General features: G+C 51.7%; 13 protein-coding genes. 7 read left to right on the forward strand and 6 right to left on the reverse strand.

Annotated elements, in window-relative coordinates; all coding sequences use genetic code 11:
* Window positions 1–43 precede the first annotated feature (43 nt).
* A complete protein-coding gene (gene fabD / locus DYU11_RS15180) occupies window positions 44–919 on the reverse strand; it encodes an ACP S-malonyltransferase (RefSeq protein WP_119668544.1) in 876 nt (291 codons plus the stop codon).
* 405 nt (window positions 920–1,324) lie between these two features.
* On the opposite strand from fabD, the gene DYU11_RS15185 reads away from it, so the two are divergent.
* The 4 genes from DYU11_RS15185 (at window position 1,325) to DYU11_RS15200 (ending at window position 5,205) form a co-directional block, all read left to right on the forward strand.
* Entirely contained in the window at window positions 1,325–2,020 is a 696-nt protein-coding gene (locus tag DYU11_RS15185) for a succinate dehydrogenase cytochrome b subunit (RefSeq protein WP_119668545.1), read from the forward strand.
* Window positions 2,021–2,107: 87 nt separating this feature from the next.
* Entirely contained in the window at window positions 2,108–4,045 is a 1,938-nt protein-coding gene (locus DYU11_RS15190) for a fumarate reductase/succinate dehydrogenase flavoprotein subunit (RefSeq protein ID WP_119668546.1), read from the forward strand.
* A gap of 78 nt (window positions 4,046–4,123) precedes the next feature.
* A complete protein-coding gene (locus DYU11_RS15195) occupies window positions 4,124–4,882 on the forward strand; it encodes a succinate dehydrogenase/fumarate reductase iron-sulfur subunit (protein WP_119668547.1) in 759 nt (252 codons plus the stop codon).
* Window positions 4,883–4,974: 92 nt separating this feature from the next.
* A complete protein-coding gene (locus DYU11_RS15200; protein ID WP_119668548.1) occupies window positions 4,975–5,205 on the forward strand; it encodes a hypothetical protein in 231 nt (76 codons plus the stop codon).
* 78 nt (window positions 5,206–5,283) lie between these two features.
* On the opposite strand, the gene DYU11_RS15205 is transcribed toward DYU11_RS15200, so the two are convergent.
* Window positions 5,284–6,135 (reverse strand): alpha/beta fold hydrolase, encoded by an 852-nt coding sequence (locus DYU11_RS15205; protein WP_119668549.1) that lies wholly within the window; start codon window positions 6,133–6,135, stop codon window positions 5,284–5,286.
* A gap of 166 nt (window positions 6,136–6,301) precedes the next feature.
* Here DYU11_RS15205 and ispE point away from each other — a divergent pair, with 166 nt between their 5' ends.
* The 3 genes from ispE (at window position 6,302) to DYU11_RS15220 (ending at window position 9,896) form a co-directional block, all read left to right on the forward strand.
* Window positions 6,302–7,108 (forward strand): 4-(cytidine 5'-diphospho)-2-C-methyl-D-erythritol kinase, encoded by an 807-nt coding sequence (gene ispE / locus DYU11_RS15210; protein ID WP_119668550.1) that lies wholly within the window; start codon window positions 6,302–6,304, stop codon window positions 7,106–7,108.
* A 107-nt stretch (window positions 7,109–7,215) separates the two neighbouring features.
* Window positions 7,216–7,824, forward strand: a complete 609-nt coding sequence (locus DYU11_RS15215; RefSeq protein WP_119668551.1) for a cytochrome c oxidase subunit 3 — start codon at window positions 7,216–7,218, stop codon at window positions 7,822–7,824.
* 65 nt (window positions 7,825–7,889) lie between these two features.
* Window positions 7,890–9,896: a M1 family metallopeptidase gene (locus tag DYU11_RS15220; protein WP_119668552.1), complete on the forward strand. Its 2,007-nt coding sequence runs from the start codon at window positions 7,890–7,892 to the stop codon at window positions 9,894–9,896.
* Between the two features lie 90 nt (window positions 9,897–9,986).
* On the opposite strand, the gene DYU11_RS15225 is transcribed toward DYU11_RS15220, so the two are convergent.
* From DYU11_RS15225 to DYU11_RS15240, 4 genes are all read right to left on the reverse strand, one after another.
* Window positions 9,987–10,925: a 3-oxoacyl-ACP synthase III family protein gene (locus DYU11_RS15225; protein WP_119668553.1), complete on the reverse strand. Its 939-nt coding sequence runs from the start codon at window positions 10,923–10,925 to the stop codon at window positions 9,987–9,989.
* A gap of 169 nt (window positions 10,926–11,094) precedes the next feature.
* Window positions 11,095–12,216: a glycosyltransferase gene (locus tag DYU11_RS15230; RefSeq protein ID WP_119668554.1), complete on the reverse strand. Its 1,122-nt coding sequence runs from the start codon at window positions 12,214–12,216 to the stop codon at window positions 11,095–11,097.
* Window positions 12,213–12,866: a deoxyribose-phosphate aldolase gene (gene deoC, locus DYU11_RS15235; RefSeq protein ID WP_119668555.1), complete on the reverse strand. Its 654-nt coding sequence runs from the start codon at window positions 12,864–12,866 to the stop codon at window positions 12,213–12,215. Before deoC ends, DYU11_RS15230 begins: the two co-directional genes overlap by 4 nt.
* 27 nt (window positions 12,867–12,893) lie before the next feature.
* The gene (locus tag DYU11_RS15240) at window positions 12,894–13,985 is read right to left on the reverse strand and encodes a hypothetical protein (RefSeq protein WP_119668556.1); all 1,092 of its coding nucleotides are present in this window, start codon (window positions 13,983–13,985) and stop codon (window positions 12,894–12,896) included.
* Window positions 13,986–13,988 lie beyond the last annotated feature (3 nt).

Consider the following 13,988-nt stretch of genomic DNA (forward strand, 5'->3'; position numbering starts at 1 on the left):
TAAAAACAGCTCTCCCCTGATCCTCAGCGCTAACCAGTGGTGACTATACAGCGGCTACTTCAATATGAGAGACAATTTTCTTGATCAGCCCCTGAAGCACCTTACCCGGACCACACTCGATAAACTCGGTTGCCCCATCAGCTACCATCGTTTCTACCGATTGTGTCCAGCGGACCGGCGACGTTAGCTGAGCAATCAGGTTCGCCTGTATCGTCTGTGGGTCTGTGGTAGGCCGGGCGTCGACGTTCTGGTAAATCGGGCAGCGAGGCTTAACAAAAGTCATGGCGTCTACGGCTTCGGCAAATTCCTGACGGGCCGGTTCCATAAAGGGCGAATGGAAGGCACCGCTAACCTGCAAGGGAACGATACGGCGGGCACCGGCTTTCTGCAGCGCTTCAGTAGCGAGTTGGATGCCTTCCAGACTTCCGGAAATAACAACCTGCCCCGGACTATTATAATTGGCGGGGATGATAATTTCATCAGTAATTTCATGGCAGATCTGCTCGATGACGTTGTCGGCCAGACCCAGCACGGCGGCCATACTCGACGGAGTCAGTTCGCAGGCCCGCTGCATGGCCTGAGCCCGAATGGATGCGAGCCGCAGTCCATCTTCAAACGAAAGGGCACCGGCGGCCGTCAGCGCCGAGAGCTCGCCGAGCGAGTGGCCGGCAACCATATCAGGTGCAAATGATTCGGTAGTTAGCGCCAGCGTAACCCCATGCAGAAAAACGGCCGGTTGGGTGTAGATGGTCTGTTTAAGTTCATCATCTGTGCCCTCAAACATAATCCGGGTCAGTTCATACCCCAGGATGTCGTTTGCCTGATCAAACAGCGCCTTAGCAGCACCGGATTGTTGATAAAGTTCGTGGCCCATACCTCGAAACTGAGAGCCCTGGCCGGGAAAAACGTATGCTTTCATGACAAGTTGAACCTGCTGAAACAGGGGAATTTAGTGGTACAAAAACAGTTGAGTAAATCAGGTGAGTATTTCTGCAAAGTAACAAGACTGACCGGTCGAAACCAAAATCCGCGCTGTGAGCACTTGAATTGTGTTTATGACACGCTGTTTGTCAGGCAAAAAAAGGAGGATGTGCGGTATCCTCGACGGGGTACATTTTGTTGAAGGAGACAAACAAAAACTTTACACACTCTGTTAGCAAGTCGATGGATTTGTCTAATTTTTACAAGCTATAAATTAGACACTTTGTAACTGGAAAAAGTCCTGTAAAGTTGTTTCCATCGGGTTTGTGCTTTAGTTTTGATGCGCCGTTTGAAACGGCTTTTTTTCAACCGTTTACCACTAAAATTTCGTGTCGTTCACCATATGGCTTGGGTAACACAAACACTATCCAGCTCGCTCGGTCGCAAGGTAATCATGTCGCTGACGGGACTGTTTTTATCTTCCTTTCTGATTGTTCACGTAGCTGGTAATTTGCAATTGTTCAAAAGTGACGATGGACGTGCGTTCAATGAGTATACGTATTTCATGACGCACAATCCGCTCATTATCACAATCTCCTACCTGCTCTACACGTCTATTCTGGTTCATGCGTTAATGTCGGTTGTACTGACGCGCCACAACCAGGCTTCGCGGCCGGTTAAATATGCTTACGGTCGTCCGGAAGCAAACAGTACCTGGTCATCGCGTAACATGGGCATTCTGGGGACCGTTTTGTTCCTGTTCATTGTTATTCATATGCGGACGTTTTGGTACGAAATGCACTTTGGCTCCGTACCCATGGCCGAGTATGACGGAAAGCAGTACAAGGATCTGTACGCTGTAGTTCAGGAGGCTTTTGCGCAGTGGTGGTACGTACTGTTGTACGTAGTATCCATGGTGGCTTTAGGGTATCACCTCGTACACGGATTTCAAAGCGGCTTTCAGTCGCTGGGAATCCGGCATAAAAAATACACGCCGATTATCGAGTTCCTGGGCACGTTTGTGTTTGCGATTCTTATCCCGGCGTTGTTTGCGGCTATGCCAATTTATGTGTTTTTGCAAGTTCACGGGATTATATAATGATTGAGTGATGAAAGCCTGCAGGCAGATACCCCGTAACGTTACAGTCAGGCATTTCATCATTCACCAAGTCAATCATTAAGAAATATGGAACTGGATTCAAAGATTCCTGAAGGACCGTTGGCCGAGAAGTGGTCGCGGCACAAATTCGGTTTGAAGCTGGTTAACCCGGCCAACAAACGTAAATATGATATCATTGTAGTTGGCACAGGGCTGGCGGGTGCATCTGCGGCTGCGTCGCTGGCTGAACTGGGCTACAACGTAAAAGCGTTCACGTTTCACGACAGTGCGCGCCGGGCACACTCCATTGCAGCCCAGGGTGGAATTAACGCGGCTAAGAACTACCAGAACGACGGCGACAGCGTATTCCGCCTGTTCTACGACACCATTAAGGGTGGCGACTACCGGGCTCGCGAGGGGAACGTGTATCGGCTGGCTGAGGTGAGTGTCAACATTATTGACCAGTGCGTTGCGCAGGGCGTTCCCTTCGCTCGCGAGTACGGCGGTCTGCTGGCCAACCGGTCATTCGGTGGGGCGCAGGTATCCCGTACGTTCTACGCCCGCGGTCAGACCGGTCAGCAACTGCTGCTGGGTGCCTATCACGCCCTGAGCCGGCAGGTGGCCAACGGTAAAGTGAAACTGATTACCCGGACCGAGATGCTGGACGTAATCGTTGTGGATGGCAAGGCTCGCGGTATCGTTACGCGTAACTTACTGACGGGTGCAATTGAGTCGCATTCAGCCCACGCTGTTCTGCTCTGCACCGGTGGTTACGGTAACGTCTTCTACCTGTCGACGAACGCCATGAACTCCAACGTAACGGCGGCATGGCGGGCGCACAAGAAAGGAGCTTATTTTAGTAACCCCTGCTATACGCAGATTCACCCGACCTGTATTCCGGTGAAGGGCGATTACCAGTCGAAACTGACCTTGATGTCGGAGTCGCTGCGTAACGACGGACGGGTATGGGTTCCGAAGAATCAGCAGGACGCTGAGAAGATTCGTAAGGGGCAGATGAAGGCGAACGATATTCCGGAAGACGCCCGTGATTACTTCCTGGAGCGCCGGTATCCTTCATTCGGTAACCTGGTTCCGCGCGACGTAGCTTCCCGGAATGCGAAGTACGTCTGCGACGAAGGACGCGGGGTAGCGCCAACGGGTCTGGCGGTGTATCTGGATTTCGCGGATGCTATCAAGCGCGACGGTCGGAAAACGATCGAAGCCAAGTATGGCAACCTGTTCGAGATGTACGAGAAAATTGTTGGTGATAATCCGTACGAAACGCCTATGATGATCTACCCGGCGGTTCACTACACCATGGGCGGCTTGTGGGTTGATTACAACCTGATGACTTCCGTCCCCGGGTTATATGCACTGGGTGAGGCCAATTTCTCGGACCACGGGGCCAACCGTCTGGGTGCATCAGCCCTGATGCAGGGACTGGCTGATGGTTATTTTGTTATCCCGTATACGGTCGGCGATTATCTGGCAACGATCGGACCGGGCGATAAAGTAGCTGTTGATCACCCGGCGTTCAAAGAAGCTGAACAGCGGGTTCATGACATGAACAACCGCCTGTTGTCGATCAAAGGAAGCAAGACAGTCGATGAATACCACAAGGCCCTGGGCCACATCATGTGGGATTACTGCGGCATGTCGCGGAATGCCGAAGGTCTGAAGAAAGCCAAGAAAATGATTCAGGACCTTCGGGCTGAGTTCTGGCAGAACGTACGGGTACTGGGCACCAATGAAGAGATGAACCAGTCGCTCGAACACGCCGGTCGGGTAGCCGATTTCCTTGAACTGGGCGAACTGATGGTGGATGATGCGCTGCACCGCGAAGAGTCCTGCGGTGGTCACTTCCGTGAGGAGTACCAGACGGAAGAAGGTGAAGCACTGCGCGACGACGCCAACTTCACCTACGTCGCAGCCTGGGAATATACGGGCGATAATAAACCCGAAGTTTTACATAAGGAAGAGCTGGTGTTCGAGAACGTGAAACTGACCCAGCGCAGTTATAAATAGGTTCTGGGCTTACGGTTCTCAGCTCGACAGATCAATTGCTGTGAACTGAGAACCGTAAGCCGAAAGCCCATCGATACTATGAAGATTACACTGAAAGTCTGGAGACAGAAAAACAGCAATACACCGGGTAAGCTGGTTGAATATCAACTGGACAATATTTCGCCGGATATGTCTTTTCTGGAAATGTTCGACGTGCTGAACGGAGAATTGACCAAGAAAGGCGAAGAAATCATTGCGTTCGACCACGACTGCCGTGAGGGTATCTGTGGTTCATGCAGCATGTACATCAATGGCCGGGCACACGGTCCGCAAACCGGATCGACGACCTGCCAGCTGCACATGCGCTCGTTCAACGACGGCGATACGATCATCGTTGAGCCCTGGCGCGCGCGGGCGTTTCCGGTTATCAAAGACCTGATGGTTGACCGTACGGCCTTTGACCGGGTGGCGCAGGCAGGTGGCTACATCTCGGTGAACACGGGCTCCGCTCCTGATGCCAACGAAATTCCTGTTCCGCGCGAAATAGCCGATACGGCCATGGATGCGGCTCAGTGCATTGCGTGCGGTGCCTGCGTGGCGGCATGTAAAAACGCGTCGGCTATGCTGTACGTAGCAGCCAAGGTGTCGCACTTTGCGGTATTGCCGCAGGGTCAGGCTGAGCGGACGATGCGGGCCGAGCGGATGGTGGCTCAAATGGATGCAGAGGGCTTTGGTGCCTGCTCGTTTACCGGAGCCTGTTCGGTTGAGTGCCCGAAATCGATTTCACTCGATCACATTGCCCGCCTGAACCGTGAGTATCTTGGTGCCAAGCTAACATCGAATAACCTGCAGGGATAACGTAATTTTAAGAATGATCAAAGCCCGGTACTGCTGCTTCATACAGTAGAGGTACCAGGCTTTTTGTTGTACAGACTAATAGAAAAACGTTTATGAAAACAGTATATAAGGCGGTGAACCAGGAAACAAAAGAACAAGTTACGCCCATTAACTTGCCAACAGACTACATACCAGAGATAGGGCATATTATTGACACAACAAACGGGGCTTATGAAGTAATAGGAATCACTGAGGTAGGTATCCAGCGATCATCAGCCGCTGAACTTGACCAGTCTGTAACGAGAGTAATCTTACAGCTTCAAAAAGTTGATCAGGCCCTTTGAGGACTTAGTTTATTAATAATACTTATACTAATACAGTAGTAGCGAAGGTCAGTTGCACAAACTGGATCCTGGCGCGCTTCACTTCTGACTGGTGTATCGAATAAAATCTTCGCAAATAGTAAAAAACAACTCTAGGTTGCTGAACCAGGGATCGTGGCAGGCACCATTGATCGTGTACAGTTCGGCGTTGGGAAATAATGCCGCATATATGTGCCCCTGATCGATACCACAATCCCGGCTTCCATTAAAAATCAATACGGGGACCGTCACGTTTCGCAGGCTGTCGATTCGGGGAGCAGTGATGAAGCTTTCTCGTGTTTCCTCCTTGACCGTTCCACCCACGTTTTCAATAGATTTGAAAATATGGGTTACATTCTCTGTGAGCTGACCTTCTTCGTTTACTTGATTTACAATTTGCTGCTCATATAACTGTAACTGATGAGATGGATAAGTAGCGTATTTGAGTTTACGCTGATAGGTACCTTCAACTCCTTCCCAGCGATATGTACCATTTAGAATCAAGCCTTTGACGTCTTCGGGGTGTTTGTATGCATAAATCATGGCCAGTGTACTACCCCACGACGAACCGGCCAGAAATACCTTCTTATTTTTGGCGACATGCTCAATGATACGTTTCAGATCATTGATGTGATCCTGCCACAAATAACTTGCCGCCCGCTGGCTCTTTCCACAGCCACGCTGGTCATAAAAGACTACACGCGCCACTTTGCTCAGGGCATCAAATTCGGGGCGCAAGTATTCATGCTGGACCGCAGGGCCTCCGTGAAGTACAATCACAGTTTCTGCTTTATTGCCGAGCTGCCAATAGGCTAAAGCGGGGTTACCCGTTACAAACCGCTCCTGACCGTAACCGCGAAGAACCTGAAACGAGACGAGCAGAGTGAGTAGTCCGAAACGTATTGTCTTCATGTTGGTGCGGAAGTAGGTCTTTTTTAAAACGTTGTCCGTTTAAAGTTAATAAACGCTGGCGTTCAAACCAGATAAGTGATATGGGTGTGTTTGAACGTTAAGTCTCAATAAATCACCAGTCAAGCCGCCTGAAATTGTACCTTTGCGCTCGTATTGAGCTGACGAAATGCTTACGTTCCCAACCTGCAAAATCAATATTGGCCTGAGAATTACCGAAAAACGACCGGATGGCTTTCATAATCTGCAATCCTGTTTTTATCCGGTTGGCTGGAGCGATGTACTGGAGCTGATTCCGGCCAGCGAGTTTAGCTTTACTGACAGCGGGCTTGCTATCCCCGGCGATCCGACAAAAAACCTATGTGTGCGGGCGTATCAACTCCTTAAAGCCGATTTTGAGTTGCCGCCTGTTCAAATGCATCTGCACAAAATTGTACCGATTGGAGCGGGCCTGGGTGGCGGCTCATCCGACGCAGCTTTTGCTTTAAAGCTTTTAAATGAGCGTTTTGCCCTGGGACTGACCGTAGCGCAGTTGCAGGACTACGCCCGTCGGCTGGGGAGTGACTGTGCTTTCTTCATTGAAAACAAGCCGATGTATTGTGTCGAGAAAGGGGATGTCTTTCAGGAAGTCAGTCTCGATCTGAGTGGGTATACCATTCTGCTGGTGTACCCGAATCTGGCTATCTCGACGGCTGAAGCATATGCCGGAGTTCGGCCGCGTCTGCCGGAAACGCCCTTGTCTGAACAGCTCCAGGCTCCTATCGAAACCTGGCGCGATTCGGTGCATAACGACTTTGAAGACAGCCTGTTTCCGGTCTATCCCGTGCTGGCCGATATTAAGCACCAACTGTATGATATAGGGGCCGTGTATGCCAGCATGAGTGGTTCCGGTTCAACCGTGTACGGAATTTTTCAGGCCCCGGTCACCGTCTCAAACCATTTAGGTCGTTATAACGTTTGGCAGGGAAAGCTTTGATTGTATTGATGGTTTGCGGCTTACGTAGTTTGGTCGTCGGTACTGCCCAGAGCCTTTGACCAGAACGAATAAGTAAGTTTCGTACTTGACACCGTACACATTAACCAATGAGCAACTTTTTCACGAAACGGCGGGAGCCGTTCCGATTCATGGTCTGGCTGGGCATTGCCGGTAGCGTGATGCTATTCACAGTCCTACTGGCGGCTTATGTTATCCGGAGTTCGGGGCCGAACTGGGCCAATGTAAAGCTACCGAACGTATTTCTGCTCAGTACCATTGCCATTGCACTGAGCAGTCTGACCCTGAACAACGCAAACCGGGCGTTTCGGCAGGAGCGATTCGACAACTATCGGTCCTACATGACCACCACCCTGATTCTGGGAACACTATTCATTCTGTTGCAGGGGTGGGGCTGGCGGCAGATGGTACTGGCGGGGGTAGATATGCAGGGGAACCCGGCAGCCGGATTTGTCTACATGATTTCAGGCTTGCATCTGCTCCATATTCTGATTGGCCTTATCTATCTGGTCATTGTGTTGGTGGAGGCCTGGCGTCGGCGCCCGTACATTGACTCGTTCGTATACAGCGTTAACCCCCCCAATCAATTAAAAATCAGGCTCGTTACGTTGTATTGGCATTTTGTGGATATTTTGTGGCTGGGGCTGTTCATCTTTTTGCTGGTACACCACGGTGTCGATTTAAAGCCGCTTCTGTAAAGCCTGTCACAGTTTGCTACAATATCCCGTTATTTGTATAAGTATTTGTTTTTTCGACCTATTACATGAGAAAAATTGCACTGTGGGCCGGATTGTTGAGCATAAGCCTGGCATCGCACGCCCAAAACACGCCTTCATCACCAATTGGAACCATATCGGACGTAAACCGTAGCAACAGCGCTACGTCGAAGTACGATCCGCGTGAGTTATTCCACCCGCTGTTCAACATGCAGCCGGGCAACGATTACCGCACGGGCAGCGGTTCACCGGGCCCGCGCTACTGGCAGAATCGCGCTGACTACCAGATCAACGTAACGCTGGACGATCAGAAAAGCACCATAGCCGGTGAGGTAACGATCACCTATAAAAACAACTCCCCCGAAACCCTGCCGTTCCTATGGCTGCAACTGGATCAGAACGCCTTCAGTGATACGTCGCGGGCCTCCAAAACGACGCCTGTTACGGGCGGGCGTTTCGGAAATCTGGGCTTTGCCGGTGGTATGACCATCACAAACGTATCGGTGGAGCAGGGGAAAAATAAATTTGTGCCGGCTGATTACACCATCACGGATACCCGGATGCAGATACGGCTGGCTGAGCCGGTGAAGCCGAACGGCGACGGCGTGAAGGTTCGATTGGCTTATTCGTTCAAAATACCTGAATACGGCTCCGACCGGATGGGGCAACTGAAGCGCCGGGACGGTATCATCTACGAAATTGCGCAGTGGTACCCGCGAATGGCCGTATATGACGATGTAGAAGGCTGGAACGTACTGCCTTATCTGGGTGCGGGTGAGTTTTACCTCGAATACGGTGATTTCGAATACGCCGTTACGGTGCCCTGGGATCATATCGTGGTCGGCTCCGGCGAACTGCTGAACCCGAACGACGTACTGACGTCCGAGCAGATAAAGCGCCTGGGACAGGCCCGGAACAGCGATAAAACGGTAATTATCCGTGGAAAGGATGAAGTTACAAATCCCGATACACGGCCCAAACGCTCCGGTACGCTGACGTGGCGGTTCCGCTGCCAGAACACCCGCGACGTAGCCTGGGCCACCTCACGGGCATTTGTGTGGGATGCCGCCCGAATGAACCTGCCGAGCGGAAAAACGGCGCTGGCTCAGTCGGTTTATCCGGCCGAAAGCGCCACGCCCGATTCATGGGGCCGTTCGACGGAGTATGTAAAAGGGTGCATTGAATTTTATTCAAAGTATTTACTCGAATATACGTATCCGGTGGCGACCAACGTAGCGGGTATTGTGGGCGGCATGGAATACCCGGGTATCGTGTTCTGTGATCACAAGGATAAAAAAGACGCGCTCTGGGGCGTAACCGACCACGAGTTTGGTCATAACTGGTTCCCCATGATCGTGGGTAACAACGAGCGTAAGTTTGCCTGGATGGACGAAGGATTTAATACGTTCATCAACACGCTGTCGACGGCAAATTTCAACAATGGTGAATACAACCGGGAGCGGGGCACAATGCACGACATTGCACCGGCTCTGTTTCAGCCGACTGAACCGATCATGTCAACGCCGGACGTGCAGCAAAGCCGTGCGCTGGGTATTCTGGCCTATTACAAGCCGGGCATGGGTCTGAAACTGCTGCGGGACGTAGTACTCGGGCCTAAACGCTTCGACTTTGCCTTCAAAACGTATGTTGACCGCTGGGCTTTCAAACACCCGACACCGTATGACTTCTTCCGGACCATCGAGGATGCCGCCGGTGAGGATTTGGGCTGGTTCTGGCGCGGCTATTTCTACGAAACCTGGCGGTTTGACCAGGGGGTGAAAGATGTGAAGTACGTGGATGGCCGGGCCGAGAAAGGCTCATTCATTACCATCGAAAACCTCGAAAAAATGGCGATGCCCGCCACCGTTGAATTGACGGAAACAACCGGGAAGAAAACCCGGGTGGATCTGCCGGTGGAGATATGGCAGCGGGGTGGTACCTGGACGTTCCGGGCCAACACAACCGCTCCGCTCCGGACGGTAGTGGTCGATCCGGACGAAAAACTGCCGGACATTAATTCGAAGAACAATACCTGGCGCGGAGAAGCGCAATAGAAGGAGTAGAGCAGGAAGGGGAGGAAAGGAAAGAGGGTTGCCATTCCCCTTTTTCCTTTCCTCCCCTTCCTGCTCTACTCCTCTTTTCAACTATACTTCAACCAGCATAGCGCCGTAGGAGTATCCACCGCCAAAAACCGTTATGACGATACGCTGGCCTTTCTGGAACGTATCCCACTGCTCAGACAGGGCTATGGCACAGCCGGCGCAGCCCGTGTTGCCCAGCCGCTCAATGTTAGAAATCAGTTTGGATTCCGGAAGGCCGAGCGTGTTCATTACGTTCCGCGAAATCCGAAGATTTGCCTGGTGAGGCAGCACATAATCGACATCGGCCAGAGTCATACCGCAGCGATCCAGAATTTGCTGAGTGGCTTTGGGCATGTACTGGCAGGCGTTAATGAACACATCCCGACCGTGCGGCATCGTAACGCCCCCGTCCATGGGTTTCATCATTACGCCCGTGGTGGCCTTGGGGGTATGCGCTGCTCCGCCCGTCAATAAACCTTTAATGGCCAGATCGCCCTCGCTCTGGCGTTCTTTGGTGATCAGGAGCGCAGCGGCTCCATCGCCCCAAAGATGCCCCGATACTTTGTCCTGTTCGTTGTTATAGGCCGTATTGTGTTCCGAAACGATCACCAGCGCCCGGGTGGCTTTGTTGAGCGCAAAATAGCCTTCAGCTACTTCGATAGCATTGAGCAGGGATGAGCAGGCTGTCGAGACGGAAACGACTGGAATATCGGCTATACCAAGGTGGTGCTGAACCTCATGAGCGAGCGAAACAATGGTATCGTAGGGGGTGTACGTAGCACCTACAATCAGATCGACAGTCGATAAGTCCGTTTTATCCTGTAAACGTCTGGTGACTTCGACCGCCATCGTATTTGTATTTTCGCCGGAGGCAGCTTTACGTCGCTTCTCAATACCGGTTCGCTCGATAATCCACTCGTTTGAAAGCCCGTTGAGCTGAGTGAAATGTTCATTGCCGACCACCTCCGTTGGTAGGTAGTGACTTACTGAATGGATATACATTATGCCAATTAATTAGGCTATAATCCGGCTAAACCGGATTTTTGCCGAAAGTTAACTTTTACCGTGATGGGGTAGTATTGAACATTAGAACAATACCATAAGGTATTTATATAGTTCTATAAGGAGGTGTCTATGTATAACAACAGCCACAAATCCATACTGTTTTGAACTAGTTACTGAGAATAAGTCGGTAGAAAGCCAGTAACTTCTTCGCTTCGCTGTTCCAGTTATAGTCAGTTTCGACGGCGCTACGCCCACGCTGTCCCATGGCCTCAGCCTCCTTGGGGTGTTTGAGTAAAAACGTTAAGGCATTGGTAATCTGTTCCGGATCAGTAGGGGATACACACAATCCACAGTTATTCCGTTCCACAACGTCGCGGTACAGCGGGAAGTCGGACGTAACGACCGGCAGGCCCAGCGCCATATATTCAAACATCTTGGTCGTATACGAGTCCGGGTAGTCGCCAATGGGTTTCAGCAGGGCAAGACCAGCCGTTGCTCCGGCTGCTACTGGAAAAGCCGTACGCTGATCAGCATAGCCATGAAAGATCAGATTGCTCTGGACATCAGCATAGCCTGGCAGCCTGATCAAATCAGCCTCAGTAAAGGTACGACGGCCGAACAAATGCACCCGGAAGTCTGGTTGTTTCTGTTTCAGCAAAGCCAGGCTCTCAATCAGCGTATCGAACGCCCGCTCAAAGCTCAGCAAGCCAATGTAGAAAAATTCGGGACAGGTCATATTGGGCTGATACGGCCGGCGAAACGGCTCCAGAAACGGCAGCAGCGGGTAATTGTAAATAACGGTATGCGGTTTCTTCAGGTCGGTATACGTATCCAGATAGCGGTGTTCGGTGAAGAGAAGAAAAAAATACCGGCGCGCCAGTCGGTCGAAAAAGCCGAAGAGCTGTTCGAGCCAGTAACCTCGATTTATAGCTTTAAGATGCAGCTTTTTGAAGAGGTTTTCCTGCACTTCGTAGACAACCTGCGCACCCGCCAGCCGGAATACGAAGGCAAACGGAATGAATTCCGGTACATATACATGAACGACCCTGGGTCGCAGCCAGATGCAGCGAAGTACAATCAGCGGACTCGTCAGCAGCACTCGCCAGATCACCCGCCTGAAGTACGGTACACGTATGAATCGAATGCCTGCTGCCAGCGCTGGGTCGGCCTGTGGAAGTACACACGCTACATCGTATACATCGCTGAGTGTCCGGCATTGTTTGAACACGATTCGCGGGTCACTCGCCGGATGGGCCGTACTGACGTGCAGTACCCGGATTTTTTTCATGAAGCCCCCTGCACAATAGCCACGCCCGACGAGGTGCCCAATCGTGTTGCCCCGGCCTCAACGAACGCCATAGCCTGCTCATAGGTCTTGATGCCGCCCGACGCTTTCACCTGGATGGATTCGGGGAGCAGCGAGCGAATGAGCCGCACCTGATCGATCAAGGCACCCGTGGGGGCAAAACCGGTCGACGTTTTTACAAAATCAGGCGCAGCCTCTACACACAGATCGCAGGCAATCCGGATCTCGTTTTCGTCGAGATATGCCGTTTCGAGAATAACCTTCAACAGGGCACCCCGGCTTTGGGCGAGTCCTGCCAGCGTACTGATTTCCCCCCGAACGCTCAGGTAGGCCATGGATTTGAATCGGGTCAGATTCATCACCATATCCAGTTCAGTTGCGCCGTCTTCGAGTGCCTTCTCGGCTTCAGTAACTTTGATCGGCAGACTGTTGTAGCCAAGCGGGAAGCCAATAACGGTGCAGACTTTTACGGGCGTTTCGGCGAGCAGATCGCCGGCGTATAATACGTAGGAAGGCGGGACGCAAACCGTCCGGAACTGGTACTCATACGCGTCGGCGCACAACTGCCGGATGTCGGTTTCCGTAGCTGTGGGCTTCAGGTTGGTATGGTCAATGTATTCGGTTAAATGCATGCGGGTAGTCCGGCCGGCGCGGCCAGTCTATTTTTTTACACCAAAGGTACGTAGTTCTGCGTCAATCTTCAGGTTCCAGCGCTCCTGGGCCAGCGGGTCCTGCCCGTGGCGAGTCTCCTCGTCGTACTGCTTCTGCATCCGGTTCATATCGCGAAAGGCTTCTATAAACTGATATTGCACAATGCTGTTGTAATCGTCGATCGAAAGACTGTCGGGCTGGATCCTGCGTTTGAATCGCTCCACAATAATCTTTGTGATGTCAAAATGTCGCTGTTCGTGGTTAAGGGTATAGGCGGTACGTGCCACATCATGAACCCACGACGATTCCTTGAGCATATACGCCTTGAGCGTCAGATTAAGGGTGATTACGCCATTCGTAACGGTACTGTTTCCGTCATAAGCGAAACTGGTAAACACTTCGGCTGCGTAGTGGCTGCCTTTGCGTGGAACAGCCCGAAAGTCGTCCCACGTCAACGGGCGATCCGGGTTATAGAATACGGTATCATCGGTTGTTATCCGGGTATCTTCTTTGAAGTTAACGGTTATGCCGGTAGCCAGCTTTTCGTTTTGGCCGGCCTGGCGTTTCATATACTCATTTATATTACGTAGGGAAGCTATAATAGCCTGACGGATAGTTGGCTCAATCACCGTCGTCTGGCTGATCGGGCGGGTGTAATTAGCACTACTTCGGTATTCGGTCAGGCGGGTAGTTGTGGCATCGCCAAAGTCATTTTTACCGAGCAGGTCAAAAGCGACCCCAAAGGTGAATTTACCTTCTACGCGGTTGCCGGCAGCCGTTTCTGTCAGACGGCATTCCGTGACACGCATGGCCAACGGCCGAAGCTTTCGGTCCTGCTTCAGGCTCTGGTTAATAAACTGCTGGATTGCGGTCGTAACGCCACCCTCCAGATCGATGGCTTCCATTGGCGAGCCCGCGGTTAAAGCCAGACGGGCAATTGGCCCCCGGTTCGTCCGCTGATCAGTTACGGCCGCGATGTAAAATTCCTTAGGAGTAAATGGAAGCGGTTCAGGACGCAGGCGAATAGGCGTTGAGGCCGGCAAAAAAGCCATCAACTCCAACAAAACAAATAATAAACAGAAACCAGTCAGGCGGTTCATTCA

This window comes from Fibrisoma montanum (assembly GCF_003583365.1).
GTDB classification, from domain to species: domain Bacteria; phylum Bacteroidota; class Bacteroidia; order Cytophagales; family Spirosomataceae; genus Fibrisoma; species Fibrisoma montanum.

Bases quoted from the DNA above. Each gene is read 5' to 3' on its own strand.
- DYU11_RS15220 (WP_119668552.1), top strand. From the start codon at position 7,890: ATGAGAAAAATTGCACTGTGGGCCGGATTGTTGAGCATAAGCCTGGCA.
- DYU11_RS15240 (WP_119668556.1), bottom strand. From the start codon at position 13,985: ATGAACCGCCTGACTGGTTTCTGTTTATTATTTGTTTTGTTGGAGTTG.
- deoC (WP_119668555.1), bottom strand. From the start codon at position 12,866: ATGCATTTAACCGAATACATTGACCATACCAACCTGAAGCCCACAGCT.
- ispE (WP_119668550.1), top strand. From the start codon at position 6,302: ATGCTTACGTTCCCAACCTGCAAAATCAATATTGGCCTGAGAATTACC.
- DYU11_RS15200 (WP_119668548.1), top strand. From the start codon at position 4,975: ATGAAAACAGTATATAAGGCGGTGAACCAGGAAACAAAAGAACAAGTT.
- DYU11_RS15230 (WP_119668554.1), bottom strand. From the start codon at position 12,216: ATGAAAAAAATCCGGGTACTGCACGTCAGTACGGCCCATCCGGCGAGT.
- fabD (WP_119668544.1), bottom strand. From the start codon at position 919: ATGAAAGCATACGTTTTTCCCGGCCAGGGCTCTCAGTTTCGAGGTATG.
- DYU11_RS15215 (WP_119668551.1), top strand. From the start codon at position 7,216: ATGAGCAACTTTTTCACGAAACGGCGGGAGCCGTTCCGATTCATGGTC.
- DYU11_RS15185 (WP_119668545.1), top strand. From the start codon at position 1,325: ATGGCTTGGGTAACACAAACACTATCCAGCTCGCTCGGTCGCAAGGTA.
- DYU11_RS15205 (WP_119668549.1), bottom strand. From the start codon at position 6,135: ATGAAGACAATACGTTTCGGACTACTCACTCTGCTCGTCTCGTTTCAG.
- DYU11_RS15225 (WP_119668553.1), bottom strand. From the start codon at position 10,925: ATGTATATCCATTCAGTAAGTCACTACCTACCAACGGAGGTGGTCGGC.
- DYU11_RS15195 (WP_119668547.1), top strand. From the start codon at position 4,124: ATGAAGATTACACTGAAAGTCTGGAGACAGAAAAACAGCAATACACCG.
- DYU11_RS15190 (WP_119668546.1), top strand. From the start codon at position 2,108: ATGGAACTGGATTCAAAGATTCCTGAAGGACCGTTGGCCGAGAAGTGG.